Source organism: Actinotalea caeni, from assembly GCF_009733795.1.
Classification (GTDB): domain Bacteria; phylum Actinomycetota; class Actinomycetes; order Actinomycetales; family Beutenbergiaceae; genus Pseudactinotalea; species Pseudactinotalea caeni.
On sequence record NZ_WNXX01000001.1, the window covers coordinates 1 to 20,189 of the forward strand.

Below are 20,189 nucleotides of genomic sequence, written 5' to 3' on the forward strand. Positions count from 1 at the left end.
CGACCGGCCGGAGCGAGCCGCGCATTACGGTGGACCAAGAGAAGGCCTCCCTCGAGTGACGTTGAACACCACTCAGAATGGAGGCCTTCTCCCTACATCCGTGTCACCAACGTGCTGACCGAGTACAGCTAGACACCTGGGCATGGCCCGGACGACGCGACGCTCCCCCGCCGTCCGCCTGCACGCCGACGGCACCCGGACGAGCCGGCCGGACACGCTCGCGGGCGAGGAGCCGCTGGAGATCTCGCTCGACGGTCAGCGCTGGCTGGTGACGATGCGCACGCCGGGCGACGACGTCGACCTCGTGCACGGGCTGCTGCTGGCCGAGGGCGTCATCAGCCGCGCCGACCAGGTGCTGCGGGTCGGGTACGGACCGGGCGTGGACGCCGGCGGGCTGCTCGAGTACAACGCGGTCGACGTCCGGCTCGGCGACGGCGCACGTGCGCCGGAGCGGCGCGAGCGCGCCGTCTACACGTCGGCCTCGTGCGGCATCTGCGGGACGTCGTCGATCGAGGCGCTCGCCCGGACCAGCAGCCACCCGGTCGCCGACCCGGGGGTCCGGGTCCGGCTCGCCACGCTGCTCGCGCTGCCCGACCGGCTCCGCGAGCGGCAGCGGCTGTTCGACCGCACCGGGGGCGTGCACGCCGCCGGTCTGCTGCTCGACGACGAGCTCGTGTGCGTCCGCGAGGACGTCGGGCGCCACAACGCGGTCGACAAGGTGCTCGGCCGGGCGCTGCGAGACGGGCTCGTGCCGCTCACCGGCGCCGTGCTGCAGGTCTCGGGCCGACTCTCCTACGAGCTGGTCCAGAAGGCGTCGATGGCCGGCGTCCCCGTGCTGGCGGCCGTCAGCGCGCCCAGCGCGGCGGCCGTCGAGCTGGCCGAGGAGGTCGGCATGACCGTCGTCGGGTTCTCCCGCGGCACCAGCCTCTCGGTCTACACCCGGCCGGACCGCGTCGTCGCCTGAGCCACGGCCGATCTCCGGACGATCGGTCGGAAGCCCCGGATGCGTGGTCGGACACGACGGCCGACGCCGGTGTTGCAGCCGGTGTGATCGAGACAGACACTCCCGACAGTCCCCCGTCCACCGACCGCGGGCGCCGGATGCCCTACCCGGCGCTCGTCGCGATGATGCTCACGAGCTTCGTGCTCGTCACCGCCGAGTTCCTGCCCAACGGGATCCTCACGGAGATCGCGCGCGACCTCGGCGTCACCGTCGGGCAGGCCGGTCAGATGGTGACGATCACCGCCGTCGTCGGCTTCCTCGCCGCGCTGACGATCGGCTCGGCCTTCCCCCGCATGGACCGCCGCACGCTCATGGTCCTGCTGGCGCTGGCGGCGGCGGTCTCGAACCTCGTGGTGGCGCTCGCCCCGACGCTGCCGCTCATCCTCGTCTCGCGCGCGCTGCTGGGCGGCGCGATCAGCGCGTTCTGGTCGATGTCGCTCACGGTCGCGTCCCGCATCGCCGGGCCCGAACGGCTCGGCCGGGCCGTGATGTTCACGACCGCCGGGCTCTCGCTCGCGACGATCATGGGCGTGCCGCTCGGCGTCGTGCTCTCGTCGGCCTCCGACTGGCGCAACGCCTTCGTCGTGCTCACGCTCGTCTCCGCGGCCGTGGCGCTCGCGCTGCGGCTGTCGCTGCCCGCCGTGCCCGCCGAGCGGTCGGCCGGACCCGCGGTGCTGCTGTCCACCCTGCGCTGGCCCGGTGTCGGGCTCGGCCTCGTCGGGCACGTGCTCACCGTGCTGGGCCACGTCACCGCCTACACCTACATCCGGCCCGCGCTGGAGCGGGTGGGTGACGAGGGCACCGTGGTGCTCGTGCTCGCCCTGTTCGGCGTCGGCGGGCTGGTCGGCAACATCGTCACGGGCGCCGTCGTCGACCGGTGGCTCGCCCCGCTGTCCGGCATCGTGCCCCTGCTGATCGGCGTGTCGCTGCTGGTCGTGATCGCGCTGCCGGGCTCGACGGCGGTCGTCGGCGCAGCCGTCCTCGTCTGGGGCGTGGCGTTCGCGGCCTGGCTGATCGTCCTGAACACCTGGATCGGCCGCCGCACGCCGGGCCGGCTGGAGGCGGGCGGCGCGCTCAGCGTCGCCGGGTTCCAGCTCGCGATCTCCGCCGCCGCCGGGATCGGTGGCCTGGTGATCGACCTCGTCGGCGTCACCTGGGTGTTCCTGCTCGGCTTCGGCTCCGTCACGGTCGGCGCGGTGGTCTTCTGGCTGGCCGGCCGCGTCCCGCCGGCCTCAGCCGACGCCGGCGCCGACGACGCCCTCGCGCCAGGCGGAGGGCAGCACGCCGTCGTGGTGGCGACGGAAGGCGCGGCTGAAGCCCTCGTCGGACGCGTAGCCGAGGCGACGGGCCACCTCGGAGACCCGGACCCCGTCGGCCAGGAGTGAGCGCGCCCGCGCCATCCGCACCTCGGTGACGTAGCCGAGCGGTGACGTGCCGGTCTCGGCGCGGAACCGCTCGGCGAACGCCGAGCGGGACATCGCCGCGACGGCGGCGAGGTCCTCCACGGTCCACGGGCGACCCGGGTGCTCGTGGATCGCGTCGAGGGCGCGCGCGAGGTGCCGGTCCGCCGTCCGCGCGGGCCAGCCCTCGGGTGCGCAGCCGTTGCGGGTCCACGCACGGAGCACGGCCAGCACGAGCGTGGTGGCCATCAGGCGGCACAGCCTGGTCGCCTCGTGGCACCGCGCCGGTGCCGGGTCGACGTGGCCGACGTACGGGGCGAGCGCGGCCGCCCCCGGCTCGGACGCACCCAGGTCGGGCACGGTGATCACGTCGGGGACCACCTGCAGGCGCGGAGCGCTCGTCGGGGTCGGGAGCAGCCGGGTCACCCGGACCTCGGCGTCGGAGCGTGCCCGGACCGTGACCGCCCGGCGCCCGACGGCGAGGAGCACACCGCCCGGCTCCACGAGGTCGCCCGGGCGTCCGTGCGCACCGGCCGGGTCGAGCGTGCACCGCAGCGCCCCCGACGGCACGGCGAGGGCGCCGCTGCGCACGGTCACCACGGCCGTGCGGCCGGCGCCCAGCAGCAGTGGTTGCCCCGCGACCAGGTGCTCGTGGGTGGCGGTCGCCACGTCCCACTCGAGGTCGGCGAACAGATCTTCCAGAGCCCGCTGGTTCACGTCGGCGCAACCGACCCCGGCCCGCGCGTATTCCGTTCGAGCCCCGGGGTGAGAGTCTTGGCCCATGCAGATCTGGCCCGGTGACCCGTACCCCCTGGGTGCGACCTATGACGGCAGCGGCACCAACTTCGCGCTGTTCTCCTACGTGGCGGACGCCGTCGAGCTCTGCCTCGTCGACGACGGCGAGGACGGGACGCTGGTCGAGCGGCGCGTCCCGCTCACCGAGGTGGACGCGCACGTCTTCCACGCCTACCTGCCGGGCGTGGAGCCGGGGCAGCGGTACGGCTTTCGCGTGCACGGTCCCTACGACCCTGCGCAGGGCCACCGGTGCAACCCGGCGAAGCTGCTGCTCGACCCCTACGCCCGCGCGGTCGACGGACAGATCGACGGCGACGAGTCGCTGTACTCCTACCGCTTCGACGACCCGGGCGCGGCGACCTCGGCCGACGGCGTCAACGACGACGACTCGCTCGGCCACACGATGCTGTCGGTCGTGACCTCGCCGTTCTTCGACTGGGGCCACGACCGGCCGCCGGGGCACGACTACGCCGACACGATCGTCTACGAGGCGCACGTGCGCGGCATGACCAAGCTGCACCCGGAGATCCCCGAGGAGATCCGCGGCAGCTACGCCGCGCTCGCGCACCCGGCGATGATCAACCACCTCACCGAGCTCGGCGTCACCGCCGTCGAGCTGATGCCGGTGCACCAGTTCGTCCACGACCCGCACCTGCAGGAGCAGGGCCGGCGCAACTACTGGGGCTACAACACCATCGGGTTCTTCGCGCCGCACAACGACTACGCGGCCTACGGCACGCGCGGCCAGCAGGTGCAGGAGTTCAAGTCGATGGTCAAGGCGCTGCACGAGGCCGACATCGAGGTGATCCTCGACGTCGTCTACAACCACACCGCCGAGGGCAACCACCTGGGCCCGACGCTGTCACTGCGCGGCATCGACAACGCCTCGTACTACCGCCTGGTCGACGACGACCCGACGCACTACTTCGACACCACCGGCACCGGCAACTCGCTGCTCATGCGCAGCCCGCACGTGCTGCAGATGATCATGGACTCGCTGCGGTACTGGGTGACCGAGATGCACGTCGACGGGTTCCGCTTCGACCTCGCGGCGACGCTCGCGCGACAGTTCCACGAGGTCGACAGGCTGAGCGCGTTCTTCGACCTCGTGCACCAGGACCCGGTCGTCTCGCAGGTGAAGCTGATCGCCGAGCCGTGGGACCTCGGGCAGGGCGGCTACCAGGTCGGCGGGTTCCCCCCGCTGTGGACGGAGTGGAACGGCAAGTACCGCGACACCGTGCGGGACTTCTGGCGCGGCGAGCCGTCGACGCTCGGCGAGTTCGCCAGCCGCATCACCGGCTCCTCCGACCTGTACGAGCACACCGGTCGCACCCCGATCGCCTCGATCAACTTCGTCACCGCGCACGACGGGTTCACGCTGCGCGACCTCGTGTCGTACAACGAGAAGCACAACGAGGCCAACGGCGAGGACGGCCAGGACGGCGAGAGCCACAACCGGTCGTGGAACTGCGGCGTCGAGGGCCCGACCGACGACCCGGAGATCAACGCGCTGCGGGGACGGCAGCAGCGCAACTTCCTCACGACCCTGCTGCTGTCGCAGGGTGTGCCGATGCTGCTGCACGGCGACGAGATGGGCCGCACGCAGGGCGGCAACAACAACACCTACGCCCAGGACAGCGAGATCGCCTGGATGCACTGGGACCTCACGGAGGAGCAGCGCGAGCTGCTCGCGTTCACGTCCTCGGTGATCGGGCTGCGCCGCGACCACCCGGTGCTGCGGCGTCGCCGGTTCTTCAACGGCTCGGTCTCCCACAGCCCCGAGGGCCCCGACCTGCCCGACATCGCCTGGCTCGACCTCACCGGTGAGCCGATGGACGCCGAGGCGTGGAACACCTGGTACGCGAGGTCGGTGGCGGTGTTCATCAACGGCGAGGCGATCGAGGAGCCGGACCGTCGTGGCCGCCGCATCGTCGACGACTCGTTCCTGCTGCTCATCAACGCCGACGCCTCCGACCTGGTGTTCGCGCTGCCCGGCCCCGACTACGGCGCCTCCTGGCGCGTCGTGCTCAGCACCGACACCAGCGCCGAGCACCCGGAGTCCTACGCCGCGGAGGACGCGGTGGATGTCGCCGCGCGCAGCGTCACCGTGCTCAGCCGCCCGCCGATCGAGTCCGCCAGCACCCCGGACCGCGCCGTCGCCCCCGCGGCGGGGGCCTGATGGGTCGCGTCCCGGTCAGCACCTACCGGCTGCAGCTCGGGCCGGACCTGACGTTCGACGACGCCGCGGCCCGGGTCGGCTACCTCGCCGACCTCGGGGTGACCGACCTCTACCTGTCCCCCGTCCTCGCCGCGGCACCGGGGTCGACGCACGGCTACGACGTCGTCGACCACGACCGCATCAGCGAGGTCATGGGCGGGCGCGCGGGTCTGGAGCGGCTCGTGGCGGCGGCGCGGGCGCACGACATGGGCGTGGTGCTCGACATCGTCCCCAACCACATGGCGGCACCGACGCCGGCGTACCTGAACAAGGCGCTGTGGTCGGTGCTGGCCGAGGGGCCGGAGTCGCCGTACGCGAGCTGGTTCGACGTCGACCTGGCGGCCGGACCGGTGCTGATGCCGGTGCTCGGGCGCCGCATCGGTGCCGTGCTGGCCGACGGCGAGCTCTCGGTCGAGCCCGCACCTGCCGAGTCGGGCCTGGACGGCATGGTGCTGCGCTACTACGACCACGTGCTGCCGGTGCGCGCCGGCACCGAGCAGCTGCCGCTGGCGGACCTGGTCGACCGGCAGCACTACCGGCTCGCGTACTGGAAGGTCGGCGACGAGGAGCTCAACTACCGCCGCTTCTTCGACGTCGGGACGCTCGTCGCGATCCGCGTCGAGCGCCCGGAGGTGTTCGACGCGACGCACCGGCTGGTGGTCGAGCTCGTGCAGCAGGGCCTGGTCGACGGCCTGCGGGTCGACCACCCGGACGGGCTCGCCGACCCGCGCGGCTACTTCCGGCGGCTCGACGAGGCGACCGGGGGCGCGTGGACGGTCGCCGAGAAGATCCTCGAGCCGGACGAGACGCTGCCCGGCGACTGGCCCGTGGCGGGCACCACCGGGTACGACGCCGCGTGGCGGATCGGCCAGGTGCAGATCGACCCGGCCGGCGCCACCGACCTCGCGGGCGTGATGACCGAGCTCACCGGCGACAGCCTCGGCGGGCTGCCCGCGCTGATCGAGTCGTCGAAGCGCGAGATCGCCACCGGCTCGCTCGCGGCCGAGGTCGAGCGGCTCAGCCACGCCGTCGCGGCGGAGTGCCGCGACGACGTCCGGCTGCGCGACCACACGCTGAGCGCGATCCGGGACTGCCTGCGCGAGCTCGTGGTCGCGTGCGACCGCTACCGCGCCTACGTGGTGCCGGGCGAGCCCGCTCCCCCGCTGAGCGTGTCCCTGCTCACCGAGATGGCCGAGCGGGCGCGGACCCGGCTCGACGCCGAGCGCGGCGAGACGCTCGACGTCGTCGTCGACCTCGTGCTGGGCCGGGAGGTCGGCAGCGCCGGCCGGCGGCAGCAGCCGCGCCGCGACGAGATCATCGTCCGGTTCCAGCAGGTGTGCGGAGCCGTCATGGCCAAGGGTGTCGAGGACACCGCCTTCTACCGCTGGACGCACCTGACGAGCCTGTGCGAGGTCGGCGGCGCCCCGCAGAGGTTCGCGGTCGCACCCGACGACCTGCACGCCTGGGCGCACGCGACCCAGCAGAGCCACCCGACCACGATGACGAACGGCTCGACGCACGACAGCAAGCGCGGCGAGGACGTGCGCGCCCGCATCGGCGTGCTGTCACAGCTCGCCGGCGCCTGGCGCGAGCACGTGCACGCGCTGCGCGAGGCGACCGCCGGCTACCGGCCCGCCGACCTGCACGGCCGCACCGAGAACCTGCTGTGGCAGACGCTCGCGGGCACGTGGGGCCCCGACGGCCCGATCGCCGTCGAGCGGATCACCGGCTACCTCGTCAAGGCCAGCCGCGAGGCGAAGGACTGGACGACCTGGACCGCCGTCGACGAGGCCCGTGAGGCCGCGCTGACCGGCTTCGTCGAGCAGCTGTTGCAGGACCGGGCGGTCGTCGACCTCATGGACGCGTGGGCACGGCGGACCGCCGAGCCGGTGCGCACGGCGGTGCTGGTGACCAAGGCGCTGCAGCTGACCGTGCCGGGCGTGGCCGACGTCTACCAGGGCAGCGAGACCACCACGGTCGGGCTGGTCGACCCGGACAACCGGCGACCGGTCGACGTCGAGCCGCTCGCGGCCGCCCTCGCCCGGCTCGACGCGGGGCAACGACCCGCGGACCTCGGCGAGGAGAAGCTGCGGCTGGTCGCGGCGCTGCTGCGGCTGCGGCGGTCGCTGCCGGAGGCGTTCGTCGGGTCGCGGTCGGGGTACGCGGCGCTGCCGACGACGACCGGGCACGCGCTCGCGTTCACCCGCACGCTCGACGGCGAGCCGGCCGTGTGCACGGTCGTCACCCGGCTGCCGGTCGCGCTCGCGGCCGCGGGCGGCTGGGCCGCCCACACGGTCGTGCTGCCCGAGGGGTCGTGGCGCGACGTCGTCACCGGTGCCGTGCACGACGGCGGACCGGTCGCGCTCGCGGACCTGCTCGCCGACTCGCCGGTCGCGGTGCTCAGCGCGGCTCCGCCCGCATGAGGATCCCGACGCCGCCGGTGAAGGTGACGCCGGCGAGCCGGTCGGCGCGCATCACCTCGCGGAACCCCCACCGCTCGTGCAGCGCGATCGAGGCGCGGTTCGCCGGGTTGACGACGTAGTAGACCGCGCCCTCGTGGTCGGGGAGGGCGGCGACCCAGCGCATGCGTGCGTCGGTGAGGGCGACCGCGACGCCGCGGCGCCGGTGGTCGGGGTGCACGGTGACGCCGCCGAGGTAGTGGCCTGGCGGCGCCGGGTCGGCGTCGTCGGCCGGCTCGGTGCGGTGGTGCGTCAGCGCCCAGCCGAGGACCGGGCGACCGCGGGCCGCGCGGTCGGCCGCCGTCGAGCCGGCCGCCGCGCGAGGCTCGGCGAGGAGCACGCACCTGTCGGGGTTTGCGATCGCGCGACCCAGCGCGGCGGCGTCGACGGTCCGGCCGGCGGCGTGCTGCACCGCGACGAGGGCCTCGACGTCGGCCGGCAGCGCGGCCCGGACGACGACCGGCAACGGGTCGCGCGCGCGACCGGGTCGGTACTCCGCGAAGGACATCCGAGCCACGGTAGCGAGGGGCTGGTCCGACCGGGGTGCCCAGCAGGAGCCGACCGGGTCGCCGTGCCCGCCCGGGTGCCTGGCCGCACGCCGGAGCGAGCTCGTAGCCCCGTGCCGAGCTCGTACGGTGCACGGTACGAGCTGGGCACGGTCGTACGAGATGGCGGCCCTGCCGGCGGTCGGCGCGGCCGCGGCGCCTGACCGGCGACGCCCCTGTCCGCCCTACCCCGTCCTGTCCTCGGGGCGAGCTCGTAGCCCCGTACCCATCTCGTACGGTGCACGGTACGAGCTCGGCACGGTCGTACGAGATGGCGGCCCTGCCGGCGGTCGGCGCGGGCGCGGCGCCTGCCGACGCCGAGGCCGTCCGACCCCCGGGACCCGGGTCGATCGGACGCGTGGCATCTGGGTACCGTCTTCAGATGAGCTCCGTCCCCGTCCAGGTCTGGGCGCCGCACGCGGCCGACGTCGCCCTCGTCGTCGGCGACGACCGCACACCGATGACCGCCACCACGGACGGGTGGTGGGAGCACGCGCCCGGGCTGCCCGCCGGCACCGACTACGCCTTCCTGGTCGACGGCGAGGGCCCCTACCCGGACCCGCGCAGCGCCCACCAGCCGCACGGCGTCCACGGGCCCTCGCGCACCTTCGACCCGCACGCCCACACCTGGACCGACACCGGGTGGGAGGGCGTCGAGGTGCACGGTGCGCTCGTCTACGAGCTCCACGTCGGCACGTTCACCCCCGCGGGCACCCTCGACGCCGCGATCGAGCGGCTCGACCACCTCGCCGACCTCGGCGTCGACATCGTGCAGCTGATGCCGGTGGCCGCCTTCGCCGGCTCGCGCGGCTGGGGGTACGACGGCGTCGCCCTCTACGCCGTCCACGACGCCTACGGCGGTCCCGCCGCGCTGCAGCGGTTCGTCGACGCCGCCCACGCGCGCGGCCTCGGCGTCGCGCTCGACGTCGTCTACAACCACCTCGGCCCGACCGGCAACTACCTCGGCGTCTACGGCCCCTACTTCACCGACGCCCACCACACGCCGTGGGGCGCCGCCGTCAACCTCGACCAGCCCGGGTCCGCGCAGGTGCGTGCGTTCCTCGTCGAGAACGCGCTGCGCTGGTTCCGCGACTTCCACGTCGACGCGCTGCGGCTCGACGCCGTCCACGAGCTCAAGGACGACAGCCCCACCCACCTGCTCGCCGAGCTGTCCACCGCCACCGCCGACCTCGCCGCCACCCTCGGCAGACCGCTCGGGCTGGTCGCCGAGTCCGACCTCAACGACGTCGTCATGGTCACGCCGGTGGCCGACGGCGGCCTCGGCATGACCGCGCAGTGGGACGACGACATCCACCACGCCATCCACGCCTACCTCAGCGGTGAGCGGCACGGCTACTACACCGACTTCGGCACGCTCGACACCCTCGTCGAGGCGTTGCGCCAGGTGTTCGTGCACAACGGCACGTTCTCCTCCTTCCGCGGACAGGTCTGGGGCGCCCCGGTGCCCGACGACGTCTCGCGCCACCGCTTCGTCGTCTCCACCTCGACGCACGACCAGGTCGGCAACCGCGGGCTCGGCGACCGGCCCCCGACGACCCTCACCCCGGGCCAGTGCGCGATCGGCGCAGCGCTGCTGCTCACCACGCCGTTCACCCCGATGCTGTTCATGGGCGAGGAGTGGGCGGCCCGCACCCCGTTCCAGTACTTCACCGACTTCGAGGACACCGACCTCGCCGCGGCCGTGCGCGAGGGGCGGTCCCGCGAGTTCGGCGAGCACGGCTGGGACCAGATCTACGGCGCCGGCGCCCAGGCCCCCGACCCGCAGGACGAGCGCACGTTCACCGGCAGCCGGCTCGACTGGGACGAGCCCACGCGGCCCGAGCAGGCCCGCCACCTCGCCTGGGTGCGCACGCTGGTCGCGCTGCGCCGCGTCCACGCCGGGCTGCGCGACGGCGCCGCCGACAGCATGCACATCTCCTTCGACCCCGATCGCGACTGGCTGGTGCTGCACCGCGGTGACGTCGACGTCGTCATCAACGCCGCCGCGTCCCCGCAGGACGTGCCGCTGCCCGAGGCGGACCGGGTGCTGCTCGCCTCGTGGGAGCCGCACACCGATGCGGGCGCCCCGCAGCAGGTCCGGCTCGCCGGCCACGACGTCGTCGTGCTCGGACGCCGCTGAGTCAGCGTCCGGGCGTGCCGGCGCTCGGCCCGTCGAGCCCGTCGAGCACGACGCGCAGACGTGCCACGGCGGCCGCGAGCGCCTCCGCCGGGACGCCGTCGTCGATCGCCTCGGTGCGGACGTCCGCGCCGGCGACCCGCCAGGTGCCGACCACCCGCCCGTCCAGCAGCACGGGATGCCGACCGGCGGAGAGCAGCGACCGCCGCGCAGGCGGCACCACCCGGGAGTCCGCCGTCCCGGGGCCGAGCACCCAGGGGTCGTAGCCCGGCACCAGCACGACCGTGCCGCCGGCGGCCTCGCCGCCTGCCACGGCCGTCGACGGCGCCCACGCCGGTGCGCCGTCGACGGTCACCTCGCGGACCCGGTCGCCGAGGTCCGTCAGCCAGCCGTGCACGCGTCGCCACGGGGCACCGAGCCCCTCGGTGAACCAGTACCGCAGGTTCGCCTCGGTCGCCGGCCCGTAGGCGAGGAGGTGGTCGAGCACCGCGCGCCGGCCGGCCTCGTCGACGTCGGGTGTCGCGGGCAGCGGCTCGGGGCTCAGCAGCCGGAACGTCGAGACGCCGTCGCGGTCGGGGCCGAAGGCGAGGTCGCTCCACCAGTGCAGCGGCTTGTAGAGGGCGTCCGAGCCCGCCCCGGTGGCCGCGGCCGGCGCGAGGTGCCGCAGCGACGCCGACCGCTCCAGGTGTGCGGCGATCTCCGCGCGTGTGGCCGGGCCGTCGGCCAGCGCCTCGCGCACCGCCTCCCGCAGCGGTGCCCAGTCCGCCAGCGCGAACCCGCCCTGCGCCTGCCAGCGCGCGGTCTCCCACATCCGTGTCGTCGTCCGCACCGCCAGCAGCGTGCGCGCCACCGCAGGGGTCATCACGTAGGAGCCGCCGCGGAACGCGTACGCGCGCACGAGCGCACCGGCGTCGAGCGCCTGCTCGAGCGTGCCCCGGGCAGGGTCGGCGAGCCGGGTCGCGACCGCCACACGGGTGTTCCACGACGGCCACGCGCGGACGGCGAGCACGCGGCGAACGACGTCGACGACGTCGCTCGCCCACGGCGGCACCAGCGCCTGCCGGCGCAACCGGCCGAGGAGGGCCCGGGCGCCGTCGTGCACGCTCAGCCGACCCGGAAGCGCTTGAGCCGGGAGGTCGCACCCGAGACGAGCTCGACGTCGCGGCGCGGCACCCCCAGGTGCCGGGCGAGCAGGGCCGCGGCCGCCTCCGTGGCACGGCCGTCGACCGCGCGCTCCCGCACCCACAGCGTCAGCACGCCGTCCTCGCCCTCGGCGACCCGGTCGCCCGCACGGCTGCCCGGCTTGACCCGCACCTGCACCACCCTGCTCACCGGTGCAGCATCTCCTGCAGCGCGAGCACGGTACGCCAGTTGCGCGCCGTCGCGTCCTGGTGCCCCGACGCCCTGCTGCGCCCGAGCTTCTCCGCGAGCACGCTGCGACCCATGCCGTCGGGCAGGTGCAGGTAGGCGACGCGGCCCCGGATCGTCAGCTCGTCGCGCGAGCCACCCTCGCGGACGCGCTCGGCGATCTCGAGAGCGGCCCGGCGCTGGGCGTCGGTGAACAGCTCCTGCGCGACGACGGCGTGGAGCCTCGTGCCGTAGGTCACGTGCGGGTACGGGTTGCCGTCGACGAGGTCGTCCCACTCCGCCGCGCGGAGCACGACCACGCGCGGCTCGATGCCGGCGCGCGCGGCGATCGCTGCCCGGATCTCGGCCGCGAGCCGCACGGGCGAGCGGCGGCCGCTCGCGGTCAGCACCACGTTGCCGGACTGCACGTACGTCGCGACGTCGGTGTGCCCGCAGTCCGCCACCGCGGAGCGCAGGTCCGCCATCGCGAGCCGCACCCCGCCGACGTTCACGCCCCGCAGCAGGGCGACGTAGGAGGCCACGCGACCATCGTGCCAGCCGGCGCGGGGCCCGAGCAGCCCGACGACGGTGCGCGCGCGTCGCGGCCGCGTGCGGCGCGGTGGCGGCGCGGTGTCAGTGCAGGTCGTCCGCCGTCATGCCGGTGCCGATCGCGACCCGGTTCCACGTGTTGATCGTCGCCACGGCCATCGCGAGGTGCACCACGCCCTTCTCGCCCCACTGCGCGAGGACCTCCTCGAACAGGTCGTCGGGGAGCTCGCCGTCCGGGCGGGTGAGCGCCTCGGTGTAGCGCAGGGCTGCGCGCTCGCGCGCGTCGAAGAGGTCACCGGAGCGCCAGTCGCCCGTGAGCGCGGCCGTGATGCGCTCCTCGCTCTCCCCCGCCTTGCGTGCGTCGCGCGTGTGCATCGCGGTGCAGTAGGAGCAGCCGTTGATCGCGGACGCGCGGATCTTGACGAGCTCGAGCGTCGGCCGGTCCAGGTGACGCCGGGCGTAGGCCTCGAGCGCGAGCACCGGTGCGTAGGCGGTCGGTGCGACCGACCGGATCAAGATGCGTGCCATCACCCGATCGTGCCCCCTGTCGGAGCCATCTCCTAGCCTGTCCGAATGGCAAGCCTGTTCACACGCATCATCGACGGCGAGATCCCCGGCCGGTTCGTCTGGTCCGACGAGGTCTGCGTCGCCTTCCTCACGATCACCCCGCTGCAGCTCGGCCACACGATGGTGGTGCCGCGCGCCGAGGTCGACCAGTGGGTCGATCTCGAGCCCGACGTCGCGGCGCACGTGTTCGAGGTCGCGCGGCTCATCGGCCGCGCGCAGCGCGAGGAGTTCGGCGCCGAGCGGATCGGGCTGCTGATCGAGGGCTACGAGGTCCACCACACGCACGTGCACGTGTGGCCGAGCCGCAGCCCGGCCGACTTCGACCACGCGAACGTCCTCACCGACGTCCCGGACGCCGACATGGACGACGCGGCCGCCCGCCTGCGCGAGCGGTTGCGCGCTCACGGCCACACCCACGTCGCCGAGGACGGAGCCGCTCGATGACCGCGCTGTCGATGACCGCCGAGGAGCGCGAGGCCTTCCTGGCCGACGTCCACGTCGGCGTCCTCGCCGTCGAGCGACCCGGCGGTCCGCCCTCGGTCACCCCCGTCTGGTACCGCTACGTCGACGGCGTGGTCGAGATCGTCACGTCCGGCGGGACGAGGAAGGTCGAGCTGCTGCGCGCCGCCGGGCACGCCAGCCTCTGCGCGCAGGTCGAGGCACCCACCCCCGCCTACGTCACGGTCGAGGGTCCGGTGTCGGTCACCTCGCCGGTGCCCGACGGCGTCGTCGCGTCGATCGCCGCGCGCTACCTCGGGGGAGAGGAGGCGGGCGCCGCCTACGCCGAGGGCCCCGGCAGCCACGACGACACGTTGATCTCGCTGCGCGTGCAGCGGTGGCGCACCGCCGACTTCGCGAAGATCGGGTTCTGAGCTCGCTCCGAGCAGGTGCGGCGCGGCCTCGCAGGAGCGGCAGACTGGGCACCATGTCCCTCACCTGGCGGCCCTACGGCCTGCCCGACGTCGAGGCCGTCACGGCCCTCGCCAACGCCGCACGCGCCGCCGACGGCACCGGGCGACCCCTCGCCGAGCACCACGTCGCCGAGCAGCTCGAGGGGCCTCGCTTCGACCCCACGACCGACACCGTCAGCGCCTGGGAGGGCGACACCCTGGTGGCGGCCGGCAGCGTGTGGGGACCGGCCGAGCCGGTCGACGGCGCCGCGCTCGGCGTCTTCGACGGCGACGTGCACCCCGACCACCGGGGCCGCGGCATCGGCACCGAGCTGCTGCGACGTCTGCAGGAGCGTGCGGCGGCGCTCGCCGCGCAGCGACACCCGGGGCTGCCGGTGCGGCTCCGCACACCCGGCGGGACGCCCGGCTCCGGCACGGCGCGGCTGCTCGAGCAGGCCGGCTTCTCCGCCGCCGCCTGGTTCGTGTGGATGGAGGTCGACACCGCGGCGTGGACCGACCCCGGCACCCCGAGCGCCGCCGTCCCGCTCGACGGGGAGACGCTGCGGCTGGCCCGCGACGCGCACAACGACGCCTTCCGCGACCACCGCAGCTCCAGCCCGGTGCCGGAGGACGTCTGGCAGCACTGGACGAGCGGCGCGACCGCCCGCCACGACCTCGGCCGTGTCGTCGTCGAGGACGGCGAGGTGCTCGCCTACGCGCTCGTCAGCTGCTACCGGCCCGATGTCGCCCACGTCGACCTCGTCGGGACCCGCCGGCGCGCCCGCGGCCGGGGTCTGGCGCGCGCCGTGCTCCTCGGCACCCTGCGGGCCGCACGCGACGCCGGGATCGACGTCGTCGAGCTCGAGGTCGACTCGACCAGCCCGACGGGCGCGGACCGCCTCTACGCCTCGCTCGGGTTCCGGCCGGTGCGCACGATCTCGCGTCATCAGCGCGACGTCGCCTGAGGGTCGACCCGACCCCGGCGACGTCGAGGGCTCACGGCGCGGCCCGGACCGGCGCGTCGAGGGAGCCCGGCGACTCCGCCGGCTCGCCGAGGAGGCGGCGCACGGCCGCCCGCGCGGCGAGCAGGGCCAGCACCAGCACCGTCACCTGGACGAACCCGCCGAGCGAGACCGAGTCGCCGAAGACCTGCGCGACGAGCTCGAGCACGACCAGCTTGCTGCCGGCGGCCACCAGCCACAGCGCCCCGCCCGCCAGCACCTTCGCACCCCGGGTCGTCGCGGCGTGCCACCGGCGCAGCACGGCCGCCTTGAGGAGCAGCACGGCCTCGAGCGCGATCTTGAGCAGGACCGCGGTCAGCAGCGAGATCGTGAAGCTCTCGCTCATCACCGCCGGCAGGTGCTCGATCGCGAGGTTGAGGACCACGACGTAGACGAAGACGTCGACGACATCGGCCGGCCGGGTCGCCAGCCAGCGCCGCACGCGGCCCCGCCGCGGCCGCTCACCGGACCCCGCCGGGGCGGACGGCGTCGTCACCGTCCCATCCTCCACCTCCCGCCGCCGGCGCGCGGGCGGTCGAGGGTGCCGGAGGCAGCGCCTATGCTCGCGGCCATGCCGACGATCATCCTGCTGACCGAGGACGCGCTGCGGCCCAGCGACGTCGAGAACATCGCGACGCTGCACGGCGACGAGCCGCTCACGATCACGGTCCTCGTGCCGGCGGACACCGAGCGCAACGTCGTCACCGACTTCATCGACCACCTCAGCCTGCTGGAGCTCAAGGAGGCGTGGGAGGCGATCACCGAGCGCGAGACCGAGGCCGAGGCGCGGCAGGAGGCCGGCGAGGCGCTCGAGCGGACCGTGTCGGCGCTGCAGGCGGCCGGTGCGACCGTGACGGGGTCGGTCGTCGACGACGACCCGCTGCCGGCGCTCACGCAGGCGGTCGTCAACACCGACGCCGACGAGGTCGTCGTCGTCACCAGGCCGCACGCGGTCGAGGACACCTTCCACCAGGACTGGGCGTCGCGGGCGCGCGAGAAGCTCGGCGTCCCGGTGCTGCACTTCTACACGGGGACCAACCTGCTCGGCTGAGCGCGTCGGCCCCCGTCGTTACGGTGGTGGGGTGCGGATCGCGACCTGGAACGTCAACTCGGTCAAGCAGCGCCTGCCCCGGCTGCTGCCGTGGCTCGACGAGCGCCGCCCCGACGTGGTGTGCCTGCAGGAGACCAAGCTCACGGCCGAGGCGTTCGGGGCGCAGCTGGGCGACCCGCTGCGCGAGCGCGGGTACGCGTTCGCGACAGCCGGGCAGCCGCAGTGGAACGGCGTCGCGCTGCTCTCCCGCGTCGGGCTCGACGACGTCGAGACCGGCATCCCCGGCGCCCCCGGCTTCCCCGACCCGGAGGCCCGCGCGGTGTCGGCGACCTGCGACGGGCTGCGCGTGCACTCCCTGTACGTGCCCAACGGCAGGGTCCCCGGCTCCGACCACTACCACTACAAGCTCGCGTGGCTCGCCGCGCTGCGGGACGTCGTCGCGCAACGACCCGGCGACGCCGTCGTGTGCGGCGACATGAACATCGCACCGGCCGACGCCGACGTCTTCGACCCGGAGGCCTACGTCGGCCAGACGCACGTGACCCCGCCCGAGCGCGAGGCGCTGCAGGCGCTCATGGACCTCGGGCTGCGCGACGTCGTGCGCGACCGCTGGCCCGACGAGCGGATCTTCACCTACTGGGACTACCGCGCCGGCATGTTCCACAACGACCTCGGGATGCGGATCGACCTCGTGCTCGCCGCCGCGCCGGTCGCGCGGCGCGTCCGTGCGGCATGGGTGGACCGGCACGCGCGCAAGGGCACCGGTCCGAGCGACCACGCGCCGGTGGTCGTCGACCTCGACGAGGCGCCCGACGGCGACATCGGGCCGGTCGTGCCGCCTCCGTCGGTGCGCCGGCGCCCCAACGCCAAGCGCACGGCGCGGCTGCCCCAGGCGCGCGGCTGAGCCGGCGCGGCGCGCCGGGCGCTACCCGGTGTGCCAGCGGCGGAACTTGCGGAACTGGTTGAGCATCGCGACCGAGACGTAGAGCAGGCGGCGCGGGTGCTTCTCGACCGCGTACCGGTAGACGTTGGTGACGGCGCCGCGCCGGCGCAGCTCGCGCACGCGCTCCCAGGTGCGCGCCGAGACGTAGCGGCGCAGCAGCGCGAGCGGCACGACCGTGAACAGGTGCTCCTCGGTGCCGACGACGGGCTCCTCGGACGGGGGGGCAGCGCCCTCGACGTAGGCGTCGCCGTACATGCGCGCCACGTTGTAGCCGGCCGCGGTCACCGCGTACCCGCTGCGACCCACGCGCGGGTTGAGCTCGAGGAACCGGTAGCGGCCGTCGCGCGGGTCGCGCTTGAGGTCGAGGTTCGCGAACCCGGTCCAGCCGACGTGCTCGAGCAGCCGCCGGGCGTGCTCGACGGCGGTGCGCGCCTCGGGGTCGTCGCCTCCGGTGATCTGGGCGACCGAGTTGCCCAGCCCGTTCGGGGTGGCCTCCTCCAGCAGCACCTGCCCGAACAGCAGGAACCGCACGCCGCCGTCGGGGCCGCAGAAGGCGTTCACCGCCGCCATGTCCTCGTCACCACCCGGGATCCGCTCCTGCACGACGACCTCGCCGCCGAACCCGGCGGCGGCCATCCGGTCGAGCAGGTCGCGCAGCTGGGCGGGGGTCTCCAGGTGGGAGACCTTGCGCTTGCCCTCGTACTCCAGCCCGTGCGTCTCGGCGGTCGCCGACGCCTTGACGACGACCGGGAAGTCCAACCAGCCGCCCACCTCGTGCGGGTCGGTGCCGACCCGGAGCACCACGGTGCGCGGGTGCGGCACGTCGAGCTCCTCGCACAGCCGGCTGAAGCCGGCCTTCGTCGTCACCTGCGCCATCGTGGTCGCCTCCGCGTACGGGACGACGACGTCCGCACCGAGCCGCTCGCGCACCCGCACGAGAGCGTGCACGGTGTGGTCGGCGCTGCCCAGCACCAGGTGCGGCGCGCCCGGCCGCTCGTCGGCGACCGCACGGACCGCGGCGACCAGGGCGTCGTCGTCGGCGTCGACGCCGGGCACGACCCGCAGGTCGACGACGGCGCTGTGCGCGACCGGGCCGGTCGCCACGCCAGCGAGCACGACCGTGCGCACGCCGTAGGCCTCGTGGAAGGCCCGCGCGGAGCCGTAGGCGCCGATGTCGCCGCCGACGACGATCGGTCGGAGCAGGTCGTCGTTCGGCACGGCCCGAGACTACCGAGCGCACGCGGCGCCCCGCGCACCGGCGCTCCCCCCGGTCGCCGCCTCGCGCTCGCCCCGGCACGGGGGGCGGTCCGGCCCGGCGTGGCACCTCCCGCGCGAGCCACCGGCCCGCTTACGCTGTCCGGGTGGACTCCGTCAAGCAGCCGCCACGGCCGCACGGAGACGGTGACGACACCGGCGGGATCGGTGTGCCACCGGACTTCGAGGCCGCGCTGCTCAGCCTGCGAGGGCACCGCCTCCGACCCGAGCTGCACCTGGAGGAGGTCCCGCCCCCGACGCGCATCGCGCCGTACGCGCTCGCGCTGACCGGTGAGGTCAACCGCACCCGTGAGCCCGAGGACCTGCTCGGGTCGGGACGTTTCGTCGTGCTCTACGACCCCGAGGGCCAGGAGGCATGGAACGGCACCTTCCGTGTCATCGTGATGGCGCGTGCCCGGATGGAGCCCGAGGTCGCGCAGGACCCGCTCCTCGGCGAGGTCGGCTGGGCCTGGCTCACCGACGGGCTCGTCGAGTGCGGCGCCGACCACCACTCGCTGTCGGGCACCGTCACCCGCGTGCTGTCGGAGACCTTCGGCGGCCTGGAGCTGCGCGGCGGCGAGGTGGAGATCGAGGTGCGCGCGTCCTGGACGCCCGGGAGTACCGACCTGGGGCCGCACCTGCGCGCGTGGGCGCTGCTGCTCTCGCAGGTCAGCGGCTTGCCACCGGTGCCGGACAACGTCAGCGTGCTGAGCCGGCGCCGATGACCGAGGAGGAGACCGCGACCGCACCGTCGGAGGACCTGCGACCGCTGCTCGCGCCCGCCGAGGGCGTGCCCGACGTCGTGGCCGGCCCGGACCGGCTGGCCGAGGTCGTCGAGGCGATGCGCCGGGGCCGCGGACCGGTCGCCGTCGACGCCGAGCGCGCCTCGGGCTTCCGCTACGGCCAGCGTGCCTACCTCGTGCAGCTGCGCCGCGAGGGTGCCGGGACCGCGCTCGTCGACCCGATCCCGCTCGGCGACCTCACGGCGCTCTCCGAGGCGCTGGACGGCGTCGAGTGGGTGCTGCACGCCGCCAACCAGGACCTGCCCTGCCTCGCCGAGATCGGCATGCGGCCGAGCTCGCTGTTCGACACCGAGCTCGCGGGTCGGCTGCTGGGGATGCAGCGGGTCGGGCTCGGCCCGATCGTCGCGGCCGAGCTCGGGCTGAGCCTGGCCAAGGAGCACTCGGCCGCCGACTGGTCGGTGCGCCCGCTGCCCGAGTCCTACCTGCGCTACGCGGCGCTCGACGTCGAGGTGCTCGTCGATCTTCGTGACGCCCTGAGCGAGAAGCTGGAGCGCGCCGGCAAGCTCGAGTGGGCGCGGCAGGAGTTCGAGGCGGTCCGGCTCGCTCCCCCGCCGGCGCCCAAGCCCGACGCGTGGCGGCGCGGCGCGCACGTCATCACCGACCGGCGCGGGCTCGCGGTCGTGCGCGAGCTGTGGCGCACGCGCGAGGAGATCGCCGCCCGCGCCGACATCGCCCCCGGGCGGATCCTGCCGGTCGCGGCGATGATCGCCGCCGGTCAGGCGAAGCCACGCTCGGCCGCCCGGCTCGCCGAGCTGCGCGAGTTCAAGAACCGCGGCGCCGCGCGACGCCTGCAGATCTGGGCCGCCGCCGTCGAGCGCGCGCTCGCGCTGCCCGAGGAGGAGCTGCCGCCGCGCCGCGCGCCGCAGAGCCCCGACGGCATCCCGGCACCGCGGTCCTGGCGCGACCGCAACCCCGAGGCCGCCGAGCGGCTCGAGGTCGTCAAGGCGGTCGTGCGGCACCGTGCCGCCGAGATCGACCTGCCGCAGGAGAACCTGCTGACGCCCGACTACCAGCGCCGGCTCGCCTGGTCGCCCCCGGAGCCCGCGACCGAGCAGCGCATCGGCGAGATGCTCACCGAGCTCGGCGCCCGGCCGTGGCAGGTCGAGCAGCTCGCCGGGCGGCTCGCGGCCGGTCTCGCCGACCCGTCCTCGGTCCCGCCCCCGGAGGCGGTAGGCTCGGACCCGGTTACCTAGTACCGCCGGTACCAACCACCGCCACCACCCCGGC

General features: G+C 74.6%; 19 protein-coding genes and 1 pseudogene. 12 read left to right on the forward strand and 8 right to left on the reverse strand.

All coding sequences use genetic code 11. The features are described 5' to 3' along the window. The first annotated feature begins 142 nt into the window (after window positions 1-142). Both fdhD and GPA02_RS00010 read left to right on the forward strand, forming a co-directional pair. On the forward strand, window positions 143-964 hold the full coding sequence (gene fdhD / locus GPA02_RS00005; RefSeq protein ID WP_156197806.1) for a formate dehydrogenase accessory sulfurtransferase FdhD: 822 nt from the start codon (window positions 143-145) through the stop codon (window positions 962-964). Between the two features lie 137 nt (window positions 965-1,101). Further along, window positions 1,102-2,388 carry an MFS transporter gene (locus tag GPA02_RS00010; RefSeq protein WP_240133787.1) on the forward strand — a complete coding sequence of 429 codons (1,287 nt, stop codon included), beginning with the start codon at window positions 1,102-1,104 and terminating at the stop codon, window positions 2,386-2,388. On the opposite strand, the pseudogene GPA02_RS19495 reads toward GPA02_RS00010, so the two are convergent. After that, window positions 2,323-3,186: pseudogene (locus GPA02_RS19495) on the reverse strand (helix-turn-helix transcriptional regulator); the annotation flags it as partial. The gene GPA02_RS00010 and the pseudogene GPA02_RS19495 overlap by 66 nt on opposite strands. Between GPA02_RS19495 and glgX the strand changes: the two are divergent. Both glgX and treY read left to right on the forward strand, forming a co-directional pair. Further along, window positions 3,185-5,377 (forward strand): glycogen debranching protein GlgX, encoded by a 2,193-nt coding sequence (gene glgX / locus GPA02_RS00020; RefSeq protein ID WP_156197808.1) that lies wholly within the window; start codon window positions 3,185-3,187, stop codon window positions 5,375-5,377. The pseudogene GPA02_RS19495 and the gene glgX overlap by 2 nt on opposite strands. After that, the gene (treY, locus tag GPA02_RS00025; RefSeq protein WP_156197809.1) at window positions 5,377-7,839 is read left to right on the forward strand and encodes a malto-oligosyltrehalose synthase; all 2,463 of its coding nucleotides are present in this window, start codon (window positions 5,377-5,379) and stop codon (window positions 7,837-7,839) included. Before glgX ends, treY begins: the two co-directional genes overlap by 1 nt. Here treY and GPA02_RS00030 read toward each other — a convergent pair. Beyond that, complete coding sequence (locus tag GPA02_RS00030; protein WP_240133788.1) at window positions 7,817-8,383, reverse strand: GNAT family N-acetyltransferase; 567 nt, start codon at window positions 8,381-8,383, stop codon at window positions 7,817-7,819. The genes treY and GPA02_RS00030 overlap by 23 nt on opposite strands. 419 nt (window positions 8,384-8,802) lie before the next feature. Between GPA02_RS00030 and treZ the strand changes: the two genes are divergently transcribed. Next, window positions 8,803-10,560, forward strand: coding sequence for a malto-oligosyltrehalose trehalohydrolase (gene treZ, locus GPA02_RS00035; protein WP_156197810.1), 1,758 nt, complete (start codon window positions 8,803-8,805; stop codon window positions 10,558-10,560). Between the two features lies 1 nt (window position 10,561). On the opposite strand, the gene GPA02_RS00040 is transcribed toward treZ, so the two are convergent. The 4 genes from GPA02_RS00040 to GPA02_RS00055 all read right to left on the reverse strand — a co-directional run bounded on the left by GPA02_RS00040 (window position 10,562) and on the right by GPA02_RS00055 (window position 12,981). After that, complete coding sequence (locus GPA02_RS00040) at window positions 10,562-11,659, reverse strand: DNA glycosylase AlkZ-like family protein (protein ID WP_162457655.1); 1,098 nt, start codon at window positions 11,657-11,659, stop codon at window positions 10,562-10,564. A gap of 2 nt (window positions 11,660-11,661) precedes the next feature. Then, window positions 11,662-11,889: a DUF167 domain-containing protein gene (locus GPA02_RS00045; protein ID WP_156197812.1), complete on the reverse strand. Its 228-nt coding sequence runs from the start codon at window positions 11,887-11,889 to the stop codon at window positions 11,662-11,664. Further along, window positions 11,886-12,446: a DUF1697 domain-containing protein gene (locus GPA02_RS00050; protein ID WP_162457656.1), complete on the reverse strand. Its 561-nt coding sequence runs from the start codon at window positions 12,444-12,446 to the stop codon at window positions 11,886-11,888. The genes GPA02_RS00045 and GPA02_RS00050 overlap by 4 nt, the downstream gene beginning before the upstream one ends. A 91-nt stretch (window positions 12,447-12,537) precedes the next feature. Then, window positions 12,538-12,981 (reverse strand): carboxymuconolactone decarboxylase family protein, encoded by a 444-nt coding sequence (locus GPA02_RS00055; RefSeq protein WP_156197814.1) that lies wholly within the window; start codon window positions 12,979-12,981, stop codon window positions 12,538-12,540. A 45-nt stretch (window positions 12,982-13,026) separates the two neighbouring features. Here GPA02_RS00055 and GPA02_RS00060 point away from each other — a divergent pair, with 45 nt between their 5' ends. The 3 genes from GPA02_RS00060 to GPA02_RS00070 are packed head-to-tail and all read left to right on the forward strand — an operon-like array spanning window position 13,027 to window position 14,875. Beyond that, a complete protein-coding gene (locus GPA02_RS00060; RefSeq protein WP_156197815.1) occupies window positions 13,027-13,464 on the forward strand; it encodes an HIT family protein in 438 nt (145 codons plus the stop codon). Further along, entirely contained in the window at window positions 13,461-13,892 is a 432-nt protein-coding gene (locus tag GPA02_RS00065) for a pyridoxamine 5'-phosphate oxidase family protein (RefSeq protein WP_156197816.1), read from the forward strand. The genes GPA02_RS00060 and GPA02_RS00065 overlap by 4 nt, the downstream gene beginning before the upstream one ends. 53 nt (window positions 13,893-13,945) lie before the next feature. Then, complete coding sequence (locus tag GPA02_RS00070) at window positions 13,946-14,875, forward strand: GNAT family N-acetyltransferase (RefSeq protein ID WP_156197817.1); 930 nt, start codon at window positions 13,946-13,948, stop codon at window positions 14,873-14,875. Window positions 14,876-14,906: 31 nt separating this feature from the next. Here the strand turns inward: GPA02_RS00070 and GPA02_RS00075 are convergent, their stop codons facing one another. Further along, on the reverse strand, window positions 14,907-15,407 hold the full coding sequence (locus GPA02_RS00075; protein ID WP_240133789.1) for a hypothetical protein: 501 nt from the start codon (window positions 15,405-15,407) through the stop codon (window positions 14,907-14,909). 75 nt (window positions 15,408-15,482) lie between these two features. Here GPA02_RS00075 and GPA02_RS00080 point away from each other — a divergent pair, with 75 nt between their 5' ends. Then, complete coding sequence (locus tag GPA02_RS00080; protein ID WP_156197818.1) at window positions 15,483-15,962, forward strand: hypothetical protein; 480 nt, start codon at window positions 15,483-15,485, stop codon at window positions 15,960-15,962. 31 nt (window positions 15,963-15,993) lie between these two features. After that, window positions 15,994-16,866: an exodeoxyribonuclease III gene (locus GPA02_RS00085; RefSeq protein WP_204986444.1), complete on the forward strand. Its 873-nt coding sequence runs from the start codon at window positions 15,994-15,996 to the stop codon at window positions 16,864-16,866. 21 nt (window positions 16,867-16,887) lie between these two features. Here the strand turns inward: GPA02_RS00085 and GPA02_RS00090 are convergent, their stop codons facing one another. Next, window positions 16,888-18,123, reverse strand: a complete 1,236-nt coding sequence (locus tag GPA02_RS00090; protein WP_156197819.1) for a carboxylate--amine ligase — start codon at window positions 18,121-18,123, stop codon at window positions 16,888-16,890. Window positions 18,124-18,266: 143 nt separating this feature from the next. Here GPA02_RS00090 and GPA02_RS00095 point away from each other — a divergent pair, with 143 nt between their 5' ends. Then, window positions 18,267-18,884 (forward strand): DUF3000 domain-containing protein, encoded by a 618-nt coding sequence (locus tag GPA02_RS00095; RefSeq protein ID WP_324227815.1) that lies wholly within the window; start codon window positions 18,267-18,269, stop codon window positions 18,882-18,884. Then, entirely contained in the window at window positions 18,881-20,155 is a 1,275-nt protein-coding gene (locus GPA02_RS00100) for an HRDC domain-containing protein (protein WP_156197820.1), read from the forward strand. The genes GPA02_RS00095 and GPA02_RS00100 overlap by 4 nt, the downstream gene beginning before the upstream one ends. Window positions 20,156-20,189 lie beyond the last annotated feature (34 nt).